Annotated in this window: 19 protein-coding genes; 13 read left to right on the forward strand and 6 right to left on the reverse strand. The window is 59.6% G+C overall.

What is annotated here, in order from left to right; genetic code table 11:
• Window positions 1–3: 3 nt before the first annotated feature.
• A complete protein-coding gene (locus tag HY921_06135) occupies window positions 4–1,668 on the reverse strand; it encodes a tetratricopeptide repeat protein (protein MBI5630445.1) in 1,665 nt (554 codons plus the stop codon).
• A gap of 136 nt (window positions 1,669–1,804) precedes the next feature.
• Between HY921_06135 and HY921_06140 the strand changes: the two genes are divergently transcribed.
• The 5 genes from HY921_06140 to HY921_06160 all read left to right on the forward strand — a co-directional run bounded on the left by HY921_06140 (window position 1,805) and on the right by HY921_06160 (window position 5,476).
• Entirely contained in the window at window positions 1,805–2,158 is a 354-nt protein-coding gene (locus HY921_06140) for a hypothetical protein (GenBank protein ID MBI5630446.1), read from the forward strand.
• A gap of 33 nt (window positions 2,159–2,191) precedes the next feature.
• Window positions 2,192–2,827, forward strand: a complete 636-nt coding sequence (locus tag HY921_06145; protein ID MBI5630447.1) for a hypothetical protein — start codon at window positions 2,192–2,194, stop codon at window positions 2,825–2,827.
• A gap of 93 nt (window positions 2,828–2,920) precedes the next feature.
• Complete coding sequence (locus HY921_06150; GenBank protein ID MBI5630448.1) at window positions 2,921–3,184, forward strand: hypothetical protein; 264 nt, start codon at window positions 2,921–2,923, stop codon at window positions 3,182–3,184.
• Window positions 3,185–3,247: 63 nt separating this feature from the next.
• Window positions 3,248–4,684, forward strand: coding sequence for a hypothetical protein (locus tag HY921_06155; GenBank protein MBI5630449.1), 1,437 nt, complete (start codon window positions 3,248–3,250; stop codon window positions 4,682–4,684).
• 3 nt (window positions 4,685–4,687) lie between these two features.
• Window positions 4,688–5,476 (forward strand): TatD family hydrolase, encoded by a 789-nt coding sequence (locus HY921_06160; GenBank protein ID MBI5630450.1) that lies wholly within the window; start codon window positions 4,688–4,690, stop codon window positions 5,474–5,476.
• Between the two features lie 48 nt (window positions 5,477–5,524).
• Here HY921_06160 and HY921_06165 read toward each other — a convergent pair whose 3' ends face one another.
• From HY921_06165 to HY921_06175, 3 genes are read right to left on the reverse strand one after another with little or no spacing between them, the layout of a single operon-like run.
• Window positions 5,525–6,982, reverse strand: a complete 1,458-nt coding sequence (locus tag HY921_06165; GenBank protein MBI5630451.1) for an aldehyde dehydrogenase — start codon at window positions 6,980–6,982, stop codon at window positions 5,525–5,527.
• A gap of 26 nt (window positions 6,983–7,008) precedes the next feature.
• Window positions 7,009–7,776 carry a glucose 1-dehydrogenase gene (locus HY921_06170; GenBank protein MBI5630452.1) on the reverse strand — a complete coding sequence of 256 codons (768 nt, stop codon included), beginning with the start codon at window positions 7,774–7,776 and terminating at the stop codon, window positions 7,009–7,011.
• Window positions 7,777–7,783: 7 nt separating this feature from the next.
• On the reverse strand, window positions 7,784–8,059 hold the full coding sequence (locus HY921_06175; protein MBI5630453.1) for a hypothetical protein: 276 nt from the start codon (window positions 8,057–8,059) through the stop codon (window positions 7,784–7,786).
• 212 nt (window positions 8,060–8,271) lie between these two features.
• On the opposite strand from HY921_06175, the gene HY921_06180 reads away from it, so the two are divergent.
• The 3 genes from HY921_06180 to HY921_06190 all read left to right on the forward strand — a co-directional run bounded on the left by HY921_06180 (window position 8,272) and on the right by HY921_06190 (window position 10,936).
• Window positions 8,272–9,330, forward strand: coding sequence for a deoxyhypusine synthase (locus HY921_06180; GenBank protein MBI5630454.1), 1,059 nt, complete (start codon window positions 8,272–8,274; stop codon window positions 9,328–9,330).
• Between the two features lie 2 nt (window positions 9,331–9,332).
• Window positions 9,333–10,223, forward strand: coding sequence for an agmatinase (gene speB, locus HY921_06185; protein ID MBI5630455.1), 891 nt, complete (start codon window positions 9,333–9,335; stop codon window positions 10,221–10,223).
• 71 nt (window positions 10,224–10,294) lie between these two features.
• The gene (locus tag HY921_06190; GenBank protein MBI5630456.1) at window positions 10,295–10,936 is read left to right on the forward strand and encodes a hypothetical protein; all 642 of its coding nucleotides are present in this window, start codon (window positions 10,295–10,297) and stop codon (window positions 10,934–10,936) included.
• Here the strand turns inward: HY921_06190 and HY921_06195 are convergent.
• Window positions 10,933–12,297, reverse strand: coding sequence for a glutamine synthetase (locus HY921_06195; protein ID MBI5630457.1), 1,365 nt, complete (start codon window positions 12,295–12,297; stop codon window positions 10,933–10,935). The genes HY921_06190 and HY921_06195 overlap by 4 nt on opposite strands.
• 238 nt (window positions 12,298–12,535) lie before the next feature.
• On the opposite strand from HY921_06195, the gene HY921_06200 reads away from it, so the two are divergent.
• The 4 genes from HY921_06200 to HY921_06215 are packed head-to-tail and all read left to right on the forward strand — an operon-like array spanning window position 12,536 to window position 16,308.
• Window positions 12,536–13,387, forward strand: coding sequence for a ParA family protein (locus HY921_06200; GenBank protein ID MBI5630458.1), 852 nt, complete (start codon window positions 12,536–12,538; stop codon window positions 13,385–13,387).
• On the forward strand, window positions 13,384–14,274 hold the full coding sequence (locus tag HY921_06205; GenBank protein ID MBI5630459.1) for a ParB/RepB/Spo0J family partition protein: 891 nt from the start codon (window positions 13,384–13,386) through the stop codon (window positions 14,272–14,274). Before HY921_06200 ends, HY921_06205 begins: the two co-directional genes overlap by 4 nt.
• Window positions 14,274–15,269: a hypothetical protein gene (locus HY921_06210; protein ID MBI5630460.1), complete on the forward strand. Its 996-nt coding sequence runs from the start codon at window positions 14,274–14,276 to the stop codon at window positions 15,267–15,269. The genes HY921_06205 and HY921_06210 overlap by 1 nt, the downstream gene beginning before the upstream one ends.
• Window positions 15,256–16,308 (forward strand): aspartate-semialdehyde dehydrogenase, encoded by a 1,053-nt coding sequence (locus HY921_06215; GenBank protein ID MBI5630461.1) that lies wholly within the window; start codon window positions 15,256–15,258, stop codon window positions 16,306–16,308. The genes HY921_06210 and HY921_06215 overlap by 14 nt, the downstream gene beginning before the upstream one ends.
• 5 nt (window positions 16,309–16,313) lie before the next feature.
• On the opposite strand, the gene HY921_06220 is transcribed toward HY921_06215, so the two are convergent.
• Window positions 16,314–17,453, reverse strand: a complete 1,140-nt coding sequence (locus HY921_06220) for an ATP-binding protein (GenBank protein ID MBI5630462.1) — start codon at window positions 17,451–17,453, stop codon at window positions 16,314–16,316.
• A 203-nt stretch (window positions 17,454–17,656) separates the two neighbouring features.
• On the opposite strand from HY921_06220, the gene HY921_06225 reads away from it, so the two are divergent.
• A complete protein-coding gene (locus HY921_06225; protein MBI5630463.1) occupies window positions 17,657–18,868 on the forward strand; it encodes a hypothetical protein in 1,212 nt (403 codons plus the stop codon).
• Window positions 18,869–18,919: the final 51 nt, after the last annotated feature.

Below are 18,919 nucleotides of genomic sequence, written 5' to 3' on the forward strand. Positions count from 1 at the left end.
TCGTCAGGGATTAAGAGGAGCTTCCACAAGCTTTCGTATCCGCGCCGCGTCCTCGGCGTCGGGCGCCAACGCCAGGTACTCCCGGAAATGCGTCGCGGCCAGGTCCCGGCGGCCCGAGGCCAGGGCGAGACGCCCCAGGTTGAAATGGGCGACCGCGTCCCAGGGGCGCAGCTCGAGGGCCCGGGCGTAGGCCTTGAGCGCCTCCCCCGCAGCGCCACGGCGCTCGGCCAAGAGGCCGCGCAGGCTCCAAGCGTCGGCGTCTCCCGAGTTGCCGTTTGTGGCCGCGCCCACCATCCTATCTGCCTCCCCCAAGCGGCCTTGCTTATAATAAAGAAGCCCTAGGTTGAAATACGCGGCGGGATGGCGGGGATTGACCGAGACGGCTCGCCGCAAAGCCTCCTCGGCCTCGGCGGCTCGGCCCTCGCGCGCCAGGCACACCCCCAAGGCGCTCCAGGCCCCGGCCGAGACTGGATTTCCACGGAGCGCGGCCTCGGCGTAGGACCGGTCGCTCAACCACGCTGGTTGCCGCGCCAAACTTTGCCCGGCGTAGAGAGCGGCGAGGAGGCCGGCCAGAATCAAGCGCCGGCGCAGGGCCCAGGCCGCGGCAACGCAGAAGGAGATGGACGGAATGTAGAGGAATCTCTCGGCACCGATGGTGTCGAGCCGGATCACGAGGTGGGAGGTTGGCAGCAGAGGCAGGAAGAAAATAAGACCCAGAAGCGCTTCCGGGCGGCGGCGCCGGATTCCCTCGACCGTGGCAACGGCCAAGGCGATCCAACCCAAAAGGCAGGCCCAAGCGACAAGGTCCCCCGGGCCAGAGTCCGGTATCAAGGGCCGGCTGAAGTCCGCCTGAAGACCGACCCCCGCGGCCATGGGAAGGACGTAATGCAAGGTCCAAAAGCGCGCCACGCTCAGAGCCCGGTTCAGGGCCTCGGCGCCCTCGAAGTAGTCAAAACCCCCATGGAAGGGCCTGCCCAAGACCACGAAGCGCAGGGCTACGGCCGCGATCGTGGCGACCCAGAGCGCCCCGTGCAGGCGGACTCTGCGGCAGTCTCGACCTCGGCGCCAAACCCAATCCGAGGCCGCCAGAAAAAACGGGAACACGACCGCGACCTCCTTGGTCAAAAGAGCGAGAACGTACCAAAGAAGGCCTCCTCGCCAAAAAGAATTTTCTTTCTCCAATTCAAACCAAGACAGCAGGAGAAACAAAAGCGCCAAGATCTCGGAGCGCCCGGCGAGGTACGACACGGCCTCGACATGCACCGGCAGGACTGCGAAGAGAACCGCCGCTCCCAACGCGGCCGGCTCCTCCAGGCGGCGCCTGAGCGCGAGATACAGCGCGGCCACGACGCCGGCATGGAACAGAGCGTTGACCAGATGGAAGCCCCAAGGGGCCGCGCCCAAGAGAGCCCTGTTCAAGAAGTACGACAGCATCAAGACCGGGCGATACTCCTGGACCGGGGCCGCGGCGCCGAGGGCCCCCTCCCAATAGCCCATCGAGAGCAGGCGCGGCAGGAGGCGCCACCCGCGCAAAAGCGCGTTCTCGGCGATAATGTACCAATCGTCGCGGATGAAGCCTCGGGCGCAAAGAGAGGGCGAGAAGGCGGCGGCCGCCAAGGCGGCCAGGCACGAGGCACGCCAGGCGGGGCTCTTCCGGGCGGGAATCACCGACGGCAGTATATCAAAATAGTTTTACCTCACCTCCATAAAGAAGCCGGCAGGACAGGGCTTAGGCCAAAAGGCCTAGACTCATATGGGCACCAAGACCCTTCTCAGCACTCCGGACAGGCGCTATCATGGTCTCATGACAAAATTGACGACGGCCGCTCTTGTCGGCATCGCGTTGTGGCCCGCCGGCCGGGCCTGGGCGCAGACCGAGGACAAATTCATGAGTCCTTACCGCCAAGAGGGGCGCCCCGGGGATGGCCGATCCTCCGGAGACTGCGACCGCGGCGACCGCCGCCGCGAGGAAAGCCCTCCCGCCAAGGGCGATGAAGCCCCGGCGCCGAACGGCAGGCCCAAAACCACCGAAAAAAGCCACATGGATTCGGCCGCGCCTCCTCCCGCCAAAGGTAAGCCAGAGCCCTGCAAAGGACGCGGGAAGTGGCTAATAGATGCGGCGGCGGCCCTGGCCGCGCGCCTTGCCTCCCGAAGCTAGCGCGAGCGGGCGTTTGCGGCTATACTATCGGCGATGGAATCCGATGAAGCCGTGAAAACGGCCCGGCCCCCGGCCGAGCCGGGCTCTTCAAAAAAAATCCTCGTTTTGCTCATGGCCTCTGGCGCGGCTTTGTTGGGCTTGGCGGTCTTTGTATTACTGGCCCCTAGGCCCGGCGGAGACAAGCCCTCGGCAGCCTCGGCTCCCCAGAGCGAATCAGCTTTCATCGGAAGCTACGGCTACGTGGTCCGGCTACCCAAGGGCTACTCCGCCTCGCAAGGCTTCAAGGAAAACCAGCGCAGCGTCGAGATTGTGCATTTCTGCAAGAAGGGCACCGACCCCAGCAATTTCATCCACGAAGGACTCTACGGGCCCCTCGGCATCGTCAGGATGGATGTTCATCCCAGCCCCTTCGCCGAGGACCTAAACGGGCTGGAGGTCCTGTCGCGCATTCTTAAGTCCCGAATCCAGGCCCGCGGCGAGAAGTTTTCCCTAAAAAACCTGCCAGTCTCCTCCATGCGCGCCATACAGATCAACTACGAGGCGCCCTTCCCCAGGGTGGAAGCCTATATTCTGGGCCACAAGCTCTTGTACTCATTCACCGCCGGCCAGGATGACGATGTGTTCCACGAAATCATCCAGGGGCTGCGCGACGAGCAATCGGAGCTCTAGAAATTTCTAGGCCCTTTTTGGGCCTTGCCAATTCGCGCCCCTCGGGCTAAACTAGCGCGTCGCTCCCAATCTCGAAAACGGAGGTGCACGATCTTGAAGATTGTCTCGCGCAAATCCGCCGCACCCAAACAAAGAAGGCTCTCCAGAGCCAAGCCAGCGCCCGATATTTCTCCCGAGGAGGTGGATTGGCTCGAGCGCTTGGCCCTCGAGCATAGAAAAAGCGAGCAGGCCTGGCTTCAAATGACGGCCTCCGCGGGAGAGGACGAGGACCGTTGGTCCACCGTGGAAGAGCAGCTCTTGGTCAAGAGCCGGCAGCGTGATCCGTCGCCGCGCCGCTGGAAATACTTCGGCAAATAACGATTCTCCCCGAGAAACCGCCTGCCTAAAACGGCAGGCGGTTTTTTCATGTTATAATCAGTCATGCGCAGGCAGGACTCCCGGCGCGCCCTCCTTTTGATCCTTCTGGCCTTGATCCTGATCTCCGGGGCTTTGGCCGTATATAGCCTCGTCCTTTACCGCTGGCTTTGGCACCCCCCCGCCCGCTCCTTGCCGGCCGGCAGAGGCGCGCTCGGCCGGAGACTTGAGGATCTCGCGACGGCCCGCGGCGGTTTCCGCGAGAAATTTCTGGATCCCAAGTCTCACCTTCGCCTGGCAGAGGCTCTCTACCGCGCCAACCGCCCCGCGGACGCGTTTTACGTCATGCTCTTTGCTCGGGACCTGTTCAAGAGGCTCGAATTCAGCCGCGCTCACGAGCAAATCATCCTGGGCCAGGGGCAAAATCCGGAGCTGGCGGCTTATAAGGCCCAACTTTCCGCGGCCGATCCCGCCCAAAGCGTGCCGATCCTGGCCAAGCTCGCGCAGGCCGCGCCAGACAGCTTCGAAGGACGCTCCGCGGTCGAGGAGTTGTCGCGCCTGGCGCGCAAGAGCGAATTCGGCCCTTCCGGGGAAAGCGCTTACCTGTCCCGCGAGGCCCTCGAGGCTCTGCTCCGGGCCCAGCCCAGGAATCCCCAGATTTTCTCCGCTTTGGTTCTATCTCTTTGGGACCGCAGCGAGAAAAATTCCGTGCGCGCCGTGGTTGCCGAGACTCTCTCTCGCTATCCCCAGCACGCCGGGGCCCGGCAGCTGGAGGGCGTCTTGGCTCTCGAGGACGGACAAACCGACAAGGCGGTCCAGGCTTTCACTCTAGCCTGGGAAAACAACCCCAATGATCTCTTCAGCGCGCGAAAGTTGGCCCAGATCCATTACAAGCAGCGCGCCTTCCCGGAGGCGGCCCTGCCTTTTTACTTCGCTCTCTACCGCCAAAACCCCTCTGCCATAGACGGAGAGCCCGTGGAAACCATCCTGCGTCGAATTTGGGATGTACGAGCGGCGCAGACCGTCAGGGCGGCGGGGCCCGCGGCTCTCGAAGGGCTCCTGCGCTCCGAGGACGCTTCCCTGCGCGCCCAGGCCTGCGCCAAGGCCGCCGAACTCAAGGCCTCGGCCCTGGTCCCGCTCCTGGCGGAGCTCCTAGATGACGACGTCGAGATCGTGAGACATAACGCGGACTACGCGCTCTACCAGATCGCCCAGATAAACCCCCAGGCGATCCTTTCCCGCCGCCAAGCCTGGCTCTCCCAAGACAAGCTTTTCGCCCATGCGCGAGCGTTGGGCCTCTTCGCGGACTTAGATCCCCGCGCGACTTTGCCCCTGGCCATCCGGGCCCTCAAGGACACGCGTCCGGCCGTACGATACCTCGCCAAGACTTTGGTCTTCGACCACTACTACAAAAACGACCCCCGGGCGGCGGCGGCCCTGGCCGAGCACCTCAACGAGGAAAAGGATCCTCTTATCCTGGCACTCTACCGCCGTGGGAAATAAGCCTTGGAATTCTTCGACACCCATGCCCATCTGAGCGACCCTCTGTTCGACGCGGACCGAGACCTGGTCCTGGCTCGGGCTCTCGAGGCGGGTGTGGCCCAAGTGCTCGAAATCGCGGACAGCCCGGCGGATTGGGATAAGGCCGTAGCCTTGAGCCGGGCCCGGCCGCGCCAGGTGCGCTGCTCTCTGGGGCTGCACCCCTACCATGCCGATCAGTTTTCCCTGGATTTGATCAAGGATCTGGAGCAAAGGGTCCGGCTCCCCGAGGTCGCGGCGATCGGGGAGATCGGCCTCGACTACGTGAAAACCCAGATCCCGCGGCAAATCCAGCTCAAAGCCTTTGAGGATATCCTATCGGCGGCCCGCCGCTGGGAAAAGCCTGCCGTGATCCACTGCCGGGGAGCCTACCCGGACTTGCTGGGAGTCTGCGGCGGCCTATTCCCTTCCCCGCCCTCGGGCCGCCGCTTTTGGGGAGTGGTGCACTGCTTCTCGGGAAACGCCGAGAACGCCCTATTCCTGGCGGAGCGGGGCCTTGCCCTCGGAGTGGACGGCCCCATAACGTATCCCAAGAACGAGGACCTGCGGCGGGCCTTCCGCGCCGCGGGATCCTCCTGCCTAGTCCTAGAGACCGACAGCCCCTATCTCCCCCCCCAAAGCTCGCGCGGCAAGCGCAACGAGCCCCGCGCCATACCGGAAATCGCGGAGAAACTCTCGGAAACCCTAGGGCTGTCGGTGGAAGAAATCGCCCTCAAGACCACCGAGAATGCGCGCGCGCTGTACGGAATTAAGTGACAGTTACTTAATTCTTCGAGAGAATTAAGTAACTGTCACTTAATTCCGTCACCTATCCGAAAAGAATACGTTCTTGACCTCGCTGTAGAGCTCGAGGGCCTTCATGCCCAGCTCCCGTCCGAGGCCGGAGCTTTTGTAGCCGCCAAAGGGAGCCTCGAGATACACGCTGGTCGCGGTGTTGACGCTCAGCACCCCGCTCTGCACGGCCCTGGCCACGCGAATGGCCCGCCCGAGGTCCCGAGTCCAGATCGAGCCGGACAGGCCGTAAGGGGAATCATTGGCGATCTCGACGGCCTCTTCCTCGGTTTTGAAGGGAATCACGCACAGCACGGGGCCGAAAATCTCCTCCTGGACCACTGTCATCTTGGGTCCGGCCTTGGCAAGCACAGCGGGGCGGATGAAGGCGCCCTGGGACAAGTTCCCTTCAGAGGGGAATTCCCCCCCGCAGACCAGGCTGGCGCCCTCTCGCCGCCCGAGCTCGATATAGTCGGCGACCCTCTCCCTCTGCTTGCGAGAGATCATGGGCCCGACCTGCGTCTCTTTTCTGAGGGGGTCTCCGACGACAAGCTCCCGGGCGCCTTGGGTGATCTTCTCCACGAAGCGGTCGTAAACCTTGCTCTGGACGATGGCCCGCGAGCGGGCGCAGCAGTCCTGCCCGCAGTTGGAGAAAACCGAGAGCAGGGATTTCTCGACGCAATAGTCGAGCTCGGCGTCGTCGAAAACGATGTTGGGGGACTTGCCCCCGAGCTCGAGCGAGACCCGCTTGATCGTATCCGCGGCCGCCTTGCTGATCCGGACCCCCGTGGACGTCTCTCCGGTAAAGGATATCTTGCGCACCAAGGGATGGCCGGCCAAGGCCTCTCCCACGATACCTCCCGGCCCCGTCACGACGTTGACCACCCCCTCCGGAACCCCGGCCTCGGCGCAAATCTCGGCCAGGCGCAGGGCCGAGAGAGGGGTGTAGCTGGCGGGCTTCAAAACCACGGTGTTTCCGCAGGCCAGAGCCGGGGCCAGCTTCCAGCTCGCGATCAGGATGGGATAGTTCCACGGCACGATGAGGGCGCATACTCCCACGGGTTCGCGCAAGGTGACGTCGAGCCCGGAAGCGCCCGCCGGAATGGTCTCCCCGCAAAACTTGCTCACGGCCCCGGCATAGTACTCGAAGCAGTCCGCGACCACGGAAACCTCGTCCAAGGAGTCTGTTATGGGCTTGCCGGTGTTGCGGGTCTCTAGGAGCGCCAGCTCATCGCGGCGGTCGCGCACTCGGCGCGATATCTCGAAAAGAACGCGGGCCCGCTGCCTCGGAGACATTTTCCCCCAAGGGCCCCGGGCGGCACGGGCCGCGGCCTCCGCGGCGCGCGCGGCGTCCCCGGCGTCTGCTTTGGCCACGTAAGCGAGGATTTCCCCCGTGGCCGGATTGAACGCGGGGAAATCCTCGCCCGCGAGAGCGCCTTGAGGCTGTCCTCCGATCCAGAGCTGGTTTTTGGGGACGTCTGAGGTCTTCATAGGAGCTCCTGCGCGCCGGGGCGCCCTTAGAAATAATTCGAGGTTATTCCGCCGTCGACTACGAAGACCGCGCCGTTGGTCCAACTCGACTCGTCGCCGGCCAAATGCATGGCCAAGGCGACGACGTCCTCGGCTCGGCCGAAACGCCCCATGGGAATTCTATGGAGTCTCTTGGCTTTCTCCGCCGGTTCCTTGAGAAGCCATTGCGTGAGCAAGGGCGTCTCGATGGGACCGGGACAAATGGCGTTTGATCTCACTCCATTGGGTCCGAACTGCACGGCTAGGGACTTGGTGAGCGAGATCACCGCTCCTTTGGACGCCGTGTATGCGTCCTGGGGCACGCTGCAGCCCACGAGGGCCACAAAGGAAGCGATGTTGATGACCGATCCTCCTCCGCGTTTGAGCAGCTCGGGGATCCCGTGCTTGCAGACAAGGTAGACTCCCTTGACGTTGACCGCCAAGACTCGATCCCAAACGTCTTCCGTGGTGTCCACCACGGAATGATCGCCGCTTGGAAATATCCCCGCGTTATTGTAAAGAACGTCCATGCCGCCGAAGGCCTTCGCCGCCTCGGAAACGGCGCGGACGACGTCCCCCTCACGCGATACGTCGGCTTGGAGGGCCAGGGCCCGGCCCCCTGACTTGCGCGCGAGCGCCGCCGTCTCTTCGGCGGCCGCGCCGTTGACATCGCAGGCGGCAACGCTCGCTCCTTCCCGGCAGAACTCAAGGACCGCGCTCCGGCCCATGCCGGAGCCGGCCCCGGTGATGAGGCAGACTTTGCCCTTGAGTCTCAAAGCACGGCTATCTTAGTATTTCGAACCCCGCTTGCGCCACGGCCCGGGCCAGGCCAGTCTTCACGAGGTCGGTGCCGGCTCCCATGTGGGTCATCACGGTCAAGCTTCGCACGACACGGGAGCGGCCTTGAAGTTTTCCAATCAGGTAGGCGATGTCTTTGGCGGCGCTGCGCACATTGGTCACTTGGCCCTGGGCAAACCATCGTATCAGCCTGGAACCCGACTTCTTGCTGGGAAGGAGCTTCACCGTCACGGACGACTCGGTGACGAAAAGGTCACCCACCTCTTCCATTCTATGTTTGCCGGACATTGCGGCCTCCCATGTTACAAGAGTCGCGCGATGGCGTCTGGTTTTATTATAAGGGCCGCCCGGGCAAACTTGGTTGCGGAATTGTTTCAGGGAAAATCGCGAAAAATTGTCAAAGACGATCGAATGTTATAAAATAAAATCGCGAAATTGCGTCGAGGCACAAAATCCCGTCGTCGAGGAGAGACATGGCCAACTTGAAGAAGTCCGACTTACTGAAGGACACGATAGAGCATTTCGACATTACGAAGCACAACACGGTGGCGATGGTGGAGGCAATGTCCAAGATGTCGTTTACAGCCAGGGACCTTGCCCGCGCCAGCGACATCTACGACAAGATGCTCGGCGACAAGGACTGCAACGTCATACTCTGTCTGGCCGGGTCGCTCTTCTCGGCGGGCTTGAAGAAGATCGTATTCGACCTCGTCAACAACAACATGGTGGACGCCATCGTCTCCACGGGAGCCAACATCATCGACCAGGACTTCTTCGAGTCCCTGGGCTTCAAGCACTACAAGGGCACCAAATGGATCGACGACCATTCCCTGCGCGCGACCCGGATCGACCGCATCTACGACACCTTCATCGACGAGGACGAGTTGGGCGACACCGACGCGGTCACCTCGGAGATCGCCGGGACCCTCAAGCCCCGCCCCTATTCCTCCCGCGAGTTCATAGAGGAGATGGGCAAGTACCTGGTCAAGAACTGCAAGGTGAAGGACTCTGTGGTCCTGGCCAGCTACAAGAAAGGCGTGCCCGTCTTCGTCCCGGCCTTCTCGGACTGCTCGGCGGGCTTCGGGCTCCTGCACCACCAATGGCACAACCCGGAGGAGCACGTTTCCGTAGACTCGGCCAAGGACTTCCTGGAGCTGGTGCGCTGCAAGCTGGCCTCGAAGGAAACCGGCCTACTCATGCTCGGAGGCGGCGTGCCCAAGAACTTCGCCCAGGATATCACGGTCGGCCCCGAAATGCTCGGACTCGAAACCAAAATGCACAAGTACGCCATCCAAATCACGGTGGCCGACGAACGCGATGGGGCGCTATCCGGCTCCACGTTGCGCGAGGCCTGCTCCTGGGGCAAGGTGGACACGCTGCATGAGCAGATGGTCTACGCCGAGGCTTCTCTGGCCTTCCCGATACTCGCTTCCTACGCATACCATAAAGGGAACTGGCGCAGCCGCAAGGCCCGGAAGTTCAACGAGCTGCTCAACGACGAGAAGGCTCCCTTGCCCGCGGCCTTGCGCTAAAAATGCCATCGCGGGCCGTTCCCCCCATGACCCCGGCCGCGGAGATGGTCGAGGGCCAGTTCCTGGGGGTGACGGCCCCGCGAGAGAAGGCGCGCTTCATCGTCCTGCTCCTGCCCTTCGAGCGCACCACTTCCTATAAAAAAGGGACGGAGCATGGCCCCGCAAGGCTCTTGGACGGCTCCTTCGGCGTCGAGTTGTGGGATGAGGAGATCGGAAGCCAAACCTATCTTTCGGGAATACACACGGAGCCCGCTTTCGACTGCTCGCCGCCGGCGAAACTCCTTTTCCCTAAAATAAAGGAGAGAGTCAGGGAGCTCCTCAATTTCAAGTCTGTTCTCTTTTCAGTGGGAGGAGAACACTCCCTTTCTCAAGCGCTGATTCCACCTTTCATCGAAAGATACCCCGATCTTTCGATACTGCACTTCGACGCCCACGCGGACATGCGTTCCGAATACGAGGGTTCCCCCTTCAACCACGCCTGCGCCATGCACCCCATCTCCCGGAGATGCAAGGTCGTTCAGGTCGGCATCCGCTCCGTCGCCGAGGAGGAAGCGCATCTTCTCAACACGGGGAACGTCACGACCTTCTATCGCCACGAGCACCGGGACATGGGGAAGCTCCTCCCCAAGGTCCTAGAGGCCCTGACCGGAACGGTTTACATCAGCATCGACTTGGACGGCTTCGACCCGAGCGTGATCCCAGGCGTCGGGACCCCCCAGCCCGGAGGATTTGACTGGTTCGAGGGCCTTGAGCTTTTCAGGCGCGTGATTGAAAAAAAGAAAGTGGTGGGCGTGGACGTGATGGAGCTCTGCCCCCTCCAAGACACGGTAAACTCCGAGATAGCCGCGGCCAAGCTGATTTACCGACTCATGGGCTATATCGCACGAAAATAGGTCCAAAGGCCTATTCTCCGAGTAGATCCAAAGGCCCTGTTTTTCCCTCGCCGCGGCGCTATCCTATGATTATGAAAACATTACCCGGTCTTGCCTTGATTCTGCTCTGCTCCGATGCCTGGGCGACTCCAAAAGACCGTTTCGAGAGCGTCTTCGCGCAAGCCGAAGCCATCGCACAGTCGGCGCAGGAGGCTTCCCTCTGCAAGCAAAAGCTCGAGCCCTTCCGGGAGATGATGGCGGAGCAATATAAGAGCGTGGAAAGCTACGCGTTCTTCCCGGAAAACAAGGACCTCCTCTTTCTCAAGTGTCCCATACGACCCTATGCCGTCAGCGTCAAGCGCTGCGACTTAAAGACCGGGGAATACGAGCTGGTGCTGGTTTACTCGGCATTGTCCGAGAGATACGACTCCCCCGGGCACTACCTTATTACGGAAGCCACCGTGTACAGGCACAAATGGCGGACCTGGGACGAGAGAGTGGTCCGGCGGGGCAATTTAGGAAAGTGGCGGTTTCGTGAAAGCTCCAAGGCCGTGCCCGGAACCCGGAGCTCGGGCTCGGCCGCGGGCGTGCGGCCCGCTCAAGCCGATATTTACAAGGCGGTATGGTACACCAAGGACATGACCACCGCCGCCGCGCCTCTCCACAACAGCCGCTTCACCTGCCGGGTGACCGAAGAGCACAAACTCGCGTTTCCCAAGAGTTTCTTTCCTTAAATCCGCTCGAAGTTTCTCCCCCTCTCCCAGCAGGTAACGGACTGGTCGAAGGCGGCCTGCTCTGCCCGGGCCGTCAACAGATAGTGCTTAAGGACTTTTTCCCCGAAGAGAGAGGCGGCGATTTTAGAGCTCTCCAGGCAGGCAATGGCCTCGCTCAGAGACCCCGGAACGGGCTCGGCCGAAGACTGGTAGGCGTTGCCCTTGAGCTCGGGCGGCGGGGCGATTTTATTTTCTATGCCGTAAAGCCCGGCCGCAATCGTGGCCGCGAAGGCGAGGTAGGGATTGGCGTCGGCCCCGGGAATTCGATTCTCTATTCTAAAGGAATCCCCCTCCCCCACCACCCGGAAGCCGCAGGTGCGATTGTCCTTGCCCCAGGCGATGCGGGTCGGCGCGAAGGTGGCGGACTGATATCTTTTGTAGGAATTGACCGTCGGGGCGTAGAAAAAAGCCAGGTCCCTGGCCAAGGCCATCATCCCGCCTAAAAAGTGCCCGAACAACTTGCTGGGTTTCCCCCCATCCCGGAACAGGGCCTTGCGGCCGGCCTTGTCCCAGAGGCTCGCATGAATATGACAGCTCGAGCCGGCGAGTTTGGAGTCGTATTTGGCCATGAAGGTCAGGCTTACTCCCCTGCCCATGGCGATCTCCTTGGCCCCGTGCTTATATAAGGTATGGCGGTCCGCCATTTCCAGGGCCGGCGCGTAGCCCAAATTGATTTCGTGCTGCCCCGGACCCCATTCCCCCTTGGAGCACTCCACGGGAATGCCGGACTTCTCCATCTGCTGGCGTATCTCCGCGACCACGAATTCCTCCTTGGCCCCTTGCAGGATGTGGTAGTCCTCTATGTAGGAGCCGAAAGGCTCGAGCCCGTGGAAATTCTTTTTCTGCGCCGACTCGTAGGTTTCGCGGAAAAGGTAGAATTCGAGTTCAGAGGCCAGCTTCAGGCTGAAGCCTCTACGGGCCGCCTTCTCGATCTGGACCTGTAGGATGCGGCGAGGAGATTCTTCTATCGCCTTGCCCTCCTCGTCTACGAGGTCGCAGATGACGAAAGCGGTCCCGGGGCTCCAAGAGAGCTCCCTCGCCGTCGAGAAATCGGGAACCATGAGGAAATCCTGATACCCCCTCTCCCAACTCGTGAGCGCGTAGCCGGGCACCGGAATCATCTCCATGTCCACCGTCAGGAGGTAGGCGCAGGCGTGAGAGCCGCGCTCCAGGACATTCTCGACGAAGTGCCTGGCCGTGAGGCGCTTGCCCATCCAACGGCCCTGCATGTCCGGGAAGGCCAAGAGGACGGTATGAATTCTGCCTGAGCGAAGCGCTGACAAGAGCTGGGGGCGAGATCCTTTCTTAATTTCTGGTGGCATGCTGCAGATTTTAAATCAATTCATGGAAGAGGGCAAGTAGAAGTAAACAACACTATATGACATTATATACAAATATAAATACATATCAAAACATCAAACAATAAAATATGCACACTACACATACTACATGCTTGACAATACCACGGACATCTGATAACATCCAAACGACTCACTTCCATAAAAGCATTGCTGGTTTCCACGAGGAAACTCGAGAAACAGCGCCGATTAAGGAGATAACGTGGCAGAAGTCATTTCCATTGCAAATCAGAAGGGGGGGGTCGGCAAGACCACCACGGCGGTCAATTTATCCGCGGCTCTGGCGCAATTAGGGCAGGAAACCTTGCTCATAGATTTGGACCCGCAAGGGAATGCCACGTCTGGACTGGGATTTGATAAGAAAACTTGCTCCCCGAACGTCTACCATGTATTAGTGGAATTGATGCCTATAGAAAAAACCATCAAAGAGACGGCCATTCCCCTACACTACTTACTGGGTTCCGGCAAGGAGCTAATAGGCGCCGAAGTAGAGCTGACTACCGCCCTGGCCCGGGACAGCAGGCTAAGAGGGGCTCTCGCAACCATCAAAAGTCGGTTTAAATACATTATTTTAGACTGCCCTCCCTCATTGGGACTATTGACTATAAATGCCCTAAACGCTTCCGACAAGGTGCTTATACCGATCCAGGGGGAATACTACGCCATGGAGGGACTGGCCCAGTTCATGGAGGCTATAAACAAGGTCAAGGCCATCCTCAATCCCCGCCTGGAATTGGAGGGGGGGTTGCTCACCATGTTCGATTCCCGCATGACCTTGTCCAACCAAGTCAAGGACGAGGTCGGCAAATTCTTTGGCCCCAGTCTATTCAACACCATCATCCCCCGGAATGTGCGCATGGCCGAGGCCCCTGGATTTGGGCAAAGCATATTCCAGTACGATCATAGGTCCAGGGGAGCGGAGGCCTACCTAAACCTGGCCCGAGAGTTCCTGGCCAGGAGGGGGACCACTTTGTCGAGCCCAGCCATCCCGGCCCCGGAACAGCCTGAACAAAAAGAAAATAATAGTGAAGAAGTCATGGAGAATCCCGTATGAGAAAAGCTCTCGGAAGAGGCCTGGACGCCCTGATATCCTCGGCGCCCGAGAAAAGCGCGGAGAATGGGGAAGTCATTTTGTCCGCCAACAATGTCACGGCAGTGCCGTTAGAAAAAATCAGGCCCAACCATCTCCAACCTAGAAAATACTTCGACCCGGTCAAATTGAGCGAGCTTTCCGCGTCCATTAAAGAGCATGGGCTCGCCCAGCCGATACTAGTCTCCTATGATTCCGCAGCGGACTCTTACGAGCTGATCGCGGGAGAGCGCCGGCTACGCGCCGCGGAGCTGGCCGGTCTCAAGGAAATCGAAGTGGTAGTGCGCGCGCCCGAGTCAGATAAAAAAAGGCTTGCCCTCGCCTTGATCGAGAATCTTCAGAGAGAAGATCTCAACCCTATAGAGGAAGCCCTCGGCTACCTGCGGCTGATGAAAGAATTCGGCATCACACAAACCGAACTGGGCGAAGTCATGGGAAAGGCTAAATCAACGATATCGAACACGCTTAGAATTTTGGACCTGCCCGAGGAGATGCAGAAAGCCATCCAATTCGGCCAATTGACCGAGGGACACGCCAAGGCCTTGCTCACCATAGAAGACCCCTTGGAAAGGAAAAAAATATTTGAAATGGCGGTCTCCCAAAAACTTTCCGTGAGGGAAATAGAGGACTTGGCCAGACAATCCTCTCGGGGAAAAAATTTAAAGGCATCACAACAACGCCCATCGACTGACAAATCCGCCGATCTCAAGGCCCTAGAATCGGCGCTCCAGCATTTTCTGGGAACCAAGGTCGAGATACAGACCCGCAAAAATGTTAATCAGGGGCGGATCACCATTCATTTTTACTCCCTGGAAGAATTCGATAAAATAGTAAAAGTGTTGAAAAAATAATGACTTTTTTACATTCTTTGGTCTTGCTTTTGGCCTGGCCGAGCCCCGCGCAGGAGAACCTCAAAGCCAATGACGTCACAGACTCCTTCCTTCCTAAATACATATCACTTGCCGCCAACATCAACGACTTCGATCGCTTCGCAGATGGCGGAGCCGACGCGAACTGGTACATCGGCTTCAACAACGCCTGGATCGTGAAGCTTCCGGCCGCTCCCATGGGGGAGTTCTCGAGGGCCTTTATCGGAGCCAAGGTGGGACGAGCCAAAACCAGGCCCAATCCCAACAAGCCCTGGCTGCGAGAGCTCATCCCGGGAAAGATTTACATGGCCGTTTCCCAAAATCCGGCCTTCGGGCCGGAGAGCGGGTATTTTCTCGCTGACACCTCCGACATCCCTCTGGAGGGAACGCCTCAAGGCTATGTCCCGGGGGTGGGCGCGGGGGAATGGTTCTGGGCTGAGATCCCGGTGGGGCTCGTCAGTTTCACCCGGCCCAACTATCTGATCATATGGTCTCCCACCAATAGCTTCACGGACGCCTCGAGCGCGCCCATACTGGCCGGCTGCGGGGACGAGCCGGACCCGGGTTCGGGAGCCAGGGCCTGGAACAACCGCTCCATACGAGGGGTGCCGCCAAGAACCGCGGAAGCGTCCCTGGAAACTCCCCTCAACAACATCTACCCGGCCCTGGCCATCAAGCTCGTCCCGGCCAACAGCGACGAAGTCTCCATCTCGGAATTCGAGGCGGGCCTCATCGGCAAAAAGCTCACGGTGCGCTTCTCGGCGGGAGGGGAAAACATCGAGGAGGCCTGGGTGGAAAGTTCGCGCGACCAGCTGGACTGGCAGAGAGTCAGCCGTTTCCTGAGGCGCCCGCCTTTCATATTCACCTTGCCCCGCGACAAATTCACAAGCCCCGGCTGGCATTTGCGCGGCGCGGCCCGCGATCTTTCCGGCAACGTCGGCTACAGCGCCGCCCAAGCCTTGAATGCCCAACCGTAAACCCGCGGGGCTGCGCGTGGCCGTGGTCGGCGCCACGGGACTGGTCGGCCGGGAGCTCCTCAAGCTGCTCGAGGACCGACGCTTTCCCGTCAGCGAGCTGATTCCCGCCAGTTCCGGCAGAACCGCGCAAAAAGTTCCCTTCCGCGGGCGCCGGCTCGCCGCTCCCGCCGTGGACGAAAAGCTGTTACGCTCCTGCTCTTTGGTTTTCTTCGCGAGCTCCGACGAGGTTTCCCGCAAGCTCGCCCCCAAGCTCGCGCGCAAGGGCATCTGGGTCATAGACGATAGCTCTGCCTTCCGCCTCGATTCCCGGGCGCCCCTGGTCATCCCCGAGGTCAATTTCCCTGCCATAACCAAAGGGCAGCGTCTGATCGCCGGGCCCAATTGCACTCTGACGGGACTGGCCGTGGCCGCCAACCTCTTGCGCTGTCAATACCAGCTCCTGGAAGTCAGGCTCGCATCTTATCAGTCGGTCTCGGGAGCCGGAAGAGAAGCCCTGGAGGAGTTCTCGAAACAGAACGGACTTCTATCCAAGACCTGGAAAGCTCTATCAAGCCGCGTCCCGGTTCTTCCCAGGCTCGACAGCGCGGCTTTGCCTCAACAAATCGCCTTCAACGTCATCCCTCAAGTGGGAGAGCTCGACTCCGAGGGGCATTCCGGAGAGGAGGTCAAGGTCTCCGCGGAGCTCAAGAAAATCTGGGGCATGCCGGGCCTCAAGATCAGCGCGACCGCCGTCCGCGTGCCGGTCTTGCGCGGGCACTCTTTGGCCGTTTGGCTGACATTCAAGGAATCGCTAACCCCGGCCCGTGCCCGCCAAATCCTCCGCAGAACTCCGGGAGTCCGATTGGCCGATCCTTACCCCACTCCTATCTCGCTTGCCGGGGACGGAGCCGTCCACGTGGGCCGCATCCGCCAAGGCACTGCGCCCAATGAAATTTGCCTCTGGATCGTCTCCGACAATCTCCTCAAGGGCGCGGCGCTCAATTCCGTCCAGATCGCCGAGGGCCTCCTCTCCCGCGGCCGGCTGGTGCCAGGCATTTAGACTTTTTACTCACTCAATTCTTTCAGAAAGGAGTTAAAGGGCACGGCTAGCTCTCCCCTGGAGAATTTTTGGCGGGATTCTCCTCGGTAAATAACATACTTCTCGATCGGCTTATGGGCGACGGATTCAAAAGACCTAAGGCCCTTTAAATCAGCCTCCCCGACTTGCCTGGACCACTTGCATTCGACGGCGACAAGCTTATCGCCTTTATCGATGACGACATCCACTTCGGATCCCGCGTCGGTGCGGTAAGAATACAAATTCCAATCCTCTTTCTTGGCGCGGATTAGATAGAGGCATTGCAGGATAAACCATTGCTCGAAAAGCCTGCCTTTCTCTAGAGGGCTCAATGGGCCGCGATGAATCCCCAGCAAGGCATTGCGGACTCCGAGATCGAAGAAAATAAAACGATCCCTCTGGCTAAGCCTTCTTTTCGACTGCTTGACTTTAAATGGGGGGATCCGGAAAGCGATCAGGGTCTCTTCCAATATGGAATAGAACCTGCGAATTGTTTCCTTTGGAATCTCGCTATCCGAGGCTATCTTGGAATAATTGACCCACTGGCCGCTGGCTTCGGCAGCCATGTCCAAAAATCTGGCATAAGCCCCTAGGTTTTTGCTTATGGCCTCGGCCTGGATTTCTTCCCGCAAATAGATAGAGGCATAACTGCTCAATGTCTGCTCGCCTTCTTCAGGATCCAAATATATCCCAGGCAGCGAGCCCATTTGAAGCGACTTCTCCAAGTTAAAGGAATCGCCAAGTTCCCAAAATGAGCAAGGATCCAAATGCTCCAGAACGACCCTTCCCGGCAGCAAATTCGCTCCTCCTCTCTTGAGCTTACGCGCGCTAGAACCCGTCAGCAAAAAACGGAAGCCCTCTCCTTCGTCAAGAATGGCTTGGATTGAGTTCAGCAAGGACGGCAATCTCTGCACCTCATCGACAAGAATCAATGCGGGTTTTTTGAGGACGGCCATCTCCCGCTTGAGCCTGGAGGGATCCTTGGCGTAAGAAAGGAAGGCAGCCTCATCGGCCAAGTTTATGATTTTATCCGGGCCCAAGGAACGGCATAGAGTTGATTTCCCGACTTGGCGCGCGCCCAGCAGCAATATGCTCTTGCGGCTTTTTCTAATGCGTTCTACAGCCATTCTAACTATCATATAGGTAGTCTACATTGAAATTGACCTACATTCAAGACAAATACTTACGCTAACCAGGAGCTTGGGACAGCTGTGGGCCGAAAGTCCCAGCCTTCATGGGCCTTAAGATTTTTCTCGGTTTGGGCCCAAAGACACCTGTCTGGGGGCATCCCCGCCGCTATCCTCGTTTAAGATTCGCAGGAGGAGTCACTATGAAACAGTTTGTCTTGGCAGTTCTGGTCGCGGCCATTCCGATGGTCGCCTCGGCTGAGGGATTCAACTTGAATATGCCCGAGGTTTCCGCCGAAGCAAAAAATGAGCCGCAAAAAAACGCTGACGGACTTTTCGCCGAGTCCCTGGCCAAGGCCTCTCGTTCGGTTGAGGCCGGGTTCAAGAGACCCACGCCGCGCTTCAATATAATGTGCGAGTTCCATGGAAATCACGGCGTGGACTCGGACCGCTCCGATCCCGCGTATGAAATTCGACTGCTCCAGGAGTTGTACGCCTGGGTCTACTCCCGCATGCCGCCCCACCTGCAGCGGACCGCCGCTGAGACCACGGCCGTCATCAACCACTCGCGGACGGCCTTCACCAAAATCGGCGTCGGAGGGTGGTCCGCCGAGGATGACCTGGACTATAAATACCCGGATAAGACATTCTATCCCCAAGGAACCATAAAAACCAACTACACGGAATGGCTTATAAACGCGCTGCGCTTCGGGGATCAATGGGACAAAGAATATCCGGGACTCAAGAAAGCCATGCTGGACTACCATGGCGCCGTGGTCGTCCATGAGCTGGTCCATGCCTGGCAGTACAGCCGCGAGCCCGTGAGGGACTTGGCCAGCGTCCCGGGCAGCTGCCCGGACGGCTTATGCGACGAGAAGCTCATCAACGAGACGGAGAAAAAAATAAAGTACGAAAGGGAGGCCTTCGAGGCCGAGAAGCCGTTTAAAAAGGCCATGGCGGAGGCCATGCTCATCCGGTTGTACGCCTACGACAAGCACCTCCAGAGATATCCCCAGCATTTCAAAAAGGGAGGGCCTTACGCCCTCTTAAAACCCAAGAAGGACTTCCAAAAGCGCTGGCGGCAGGTCGCCCGGGACTTTGAATCCGGGAAAAGCGACCTCGAGGATCCCAACGTCCGAGTCAGCTATGAAGGGCAGTACATCCCGGCGCGCAACGTCAGGGCATTGGTTTCCGTGCGCGCGAATACCTCCCTGCCTGCCGCCGACTTTGCCCAGGCTTGCCTTGACGCCCGCAAGATCAAGGAAGAAACCGACCCATACTTCAATAATCCCTACAGGTCGGACGAGCTAAGAGAGGAGTATCCTTACGTCAAGGACGTGGAAAAAAGATACCAAAGAGAACTCAATGAATTGAAGGGTATTTTTCAGAGGGGCGGCATTTTCTGCCAACTCTAGGAGAGGCTTCTTGGGCATGGGAGCAGAGCTGAGCAGCCCTCGGACCAAATG

Source organism: Elusimicrobiota bacterium (assembly GCA_016218575.1).
Classification (GTDB): Bacteria; Elusimicrobiota; Elusimicrobia; order UBA1565; family UBA9628; genus JACRDN01.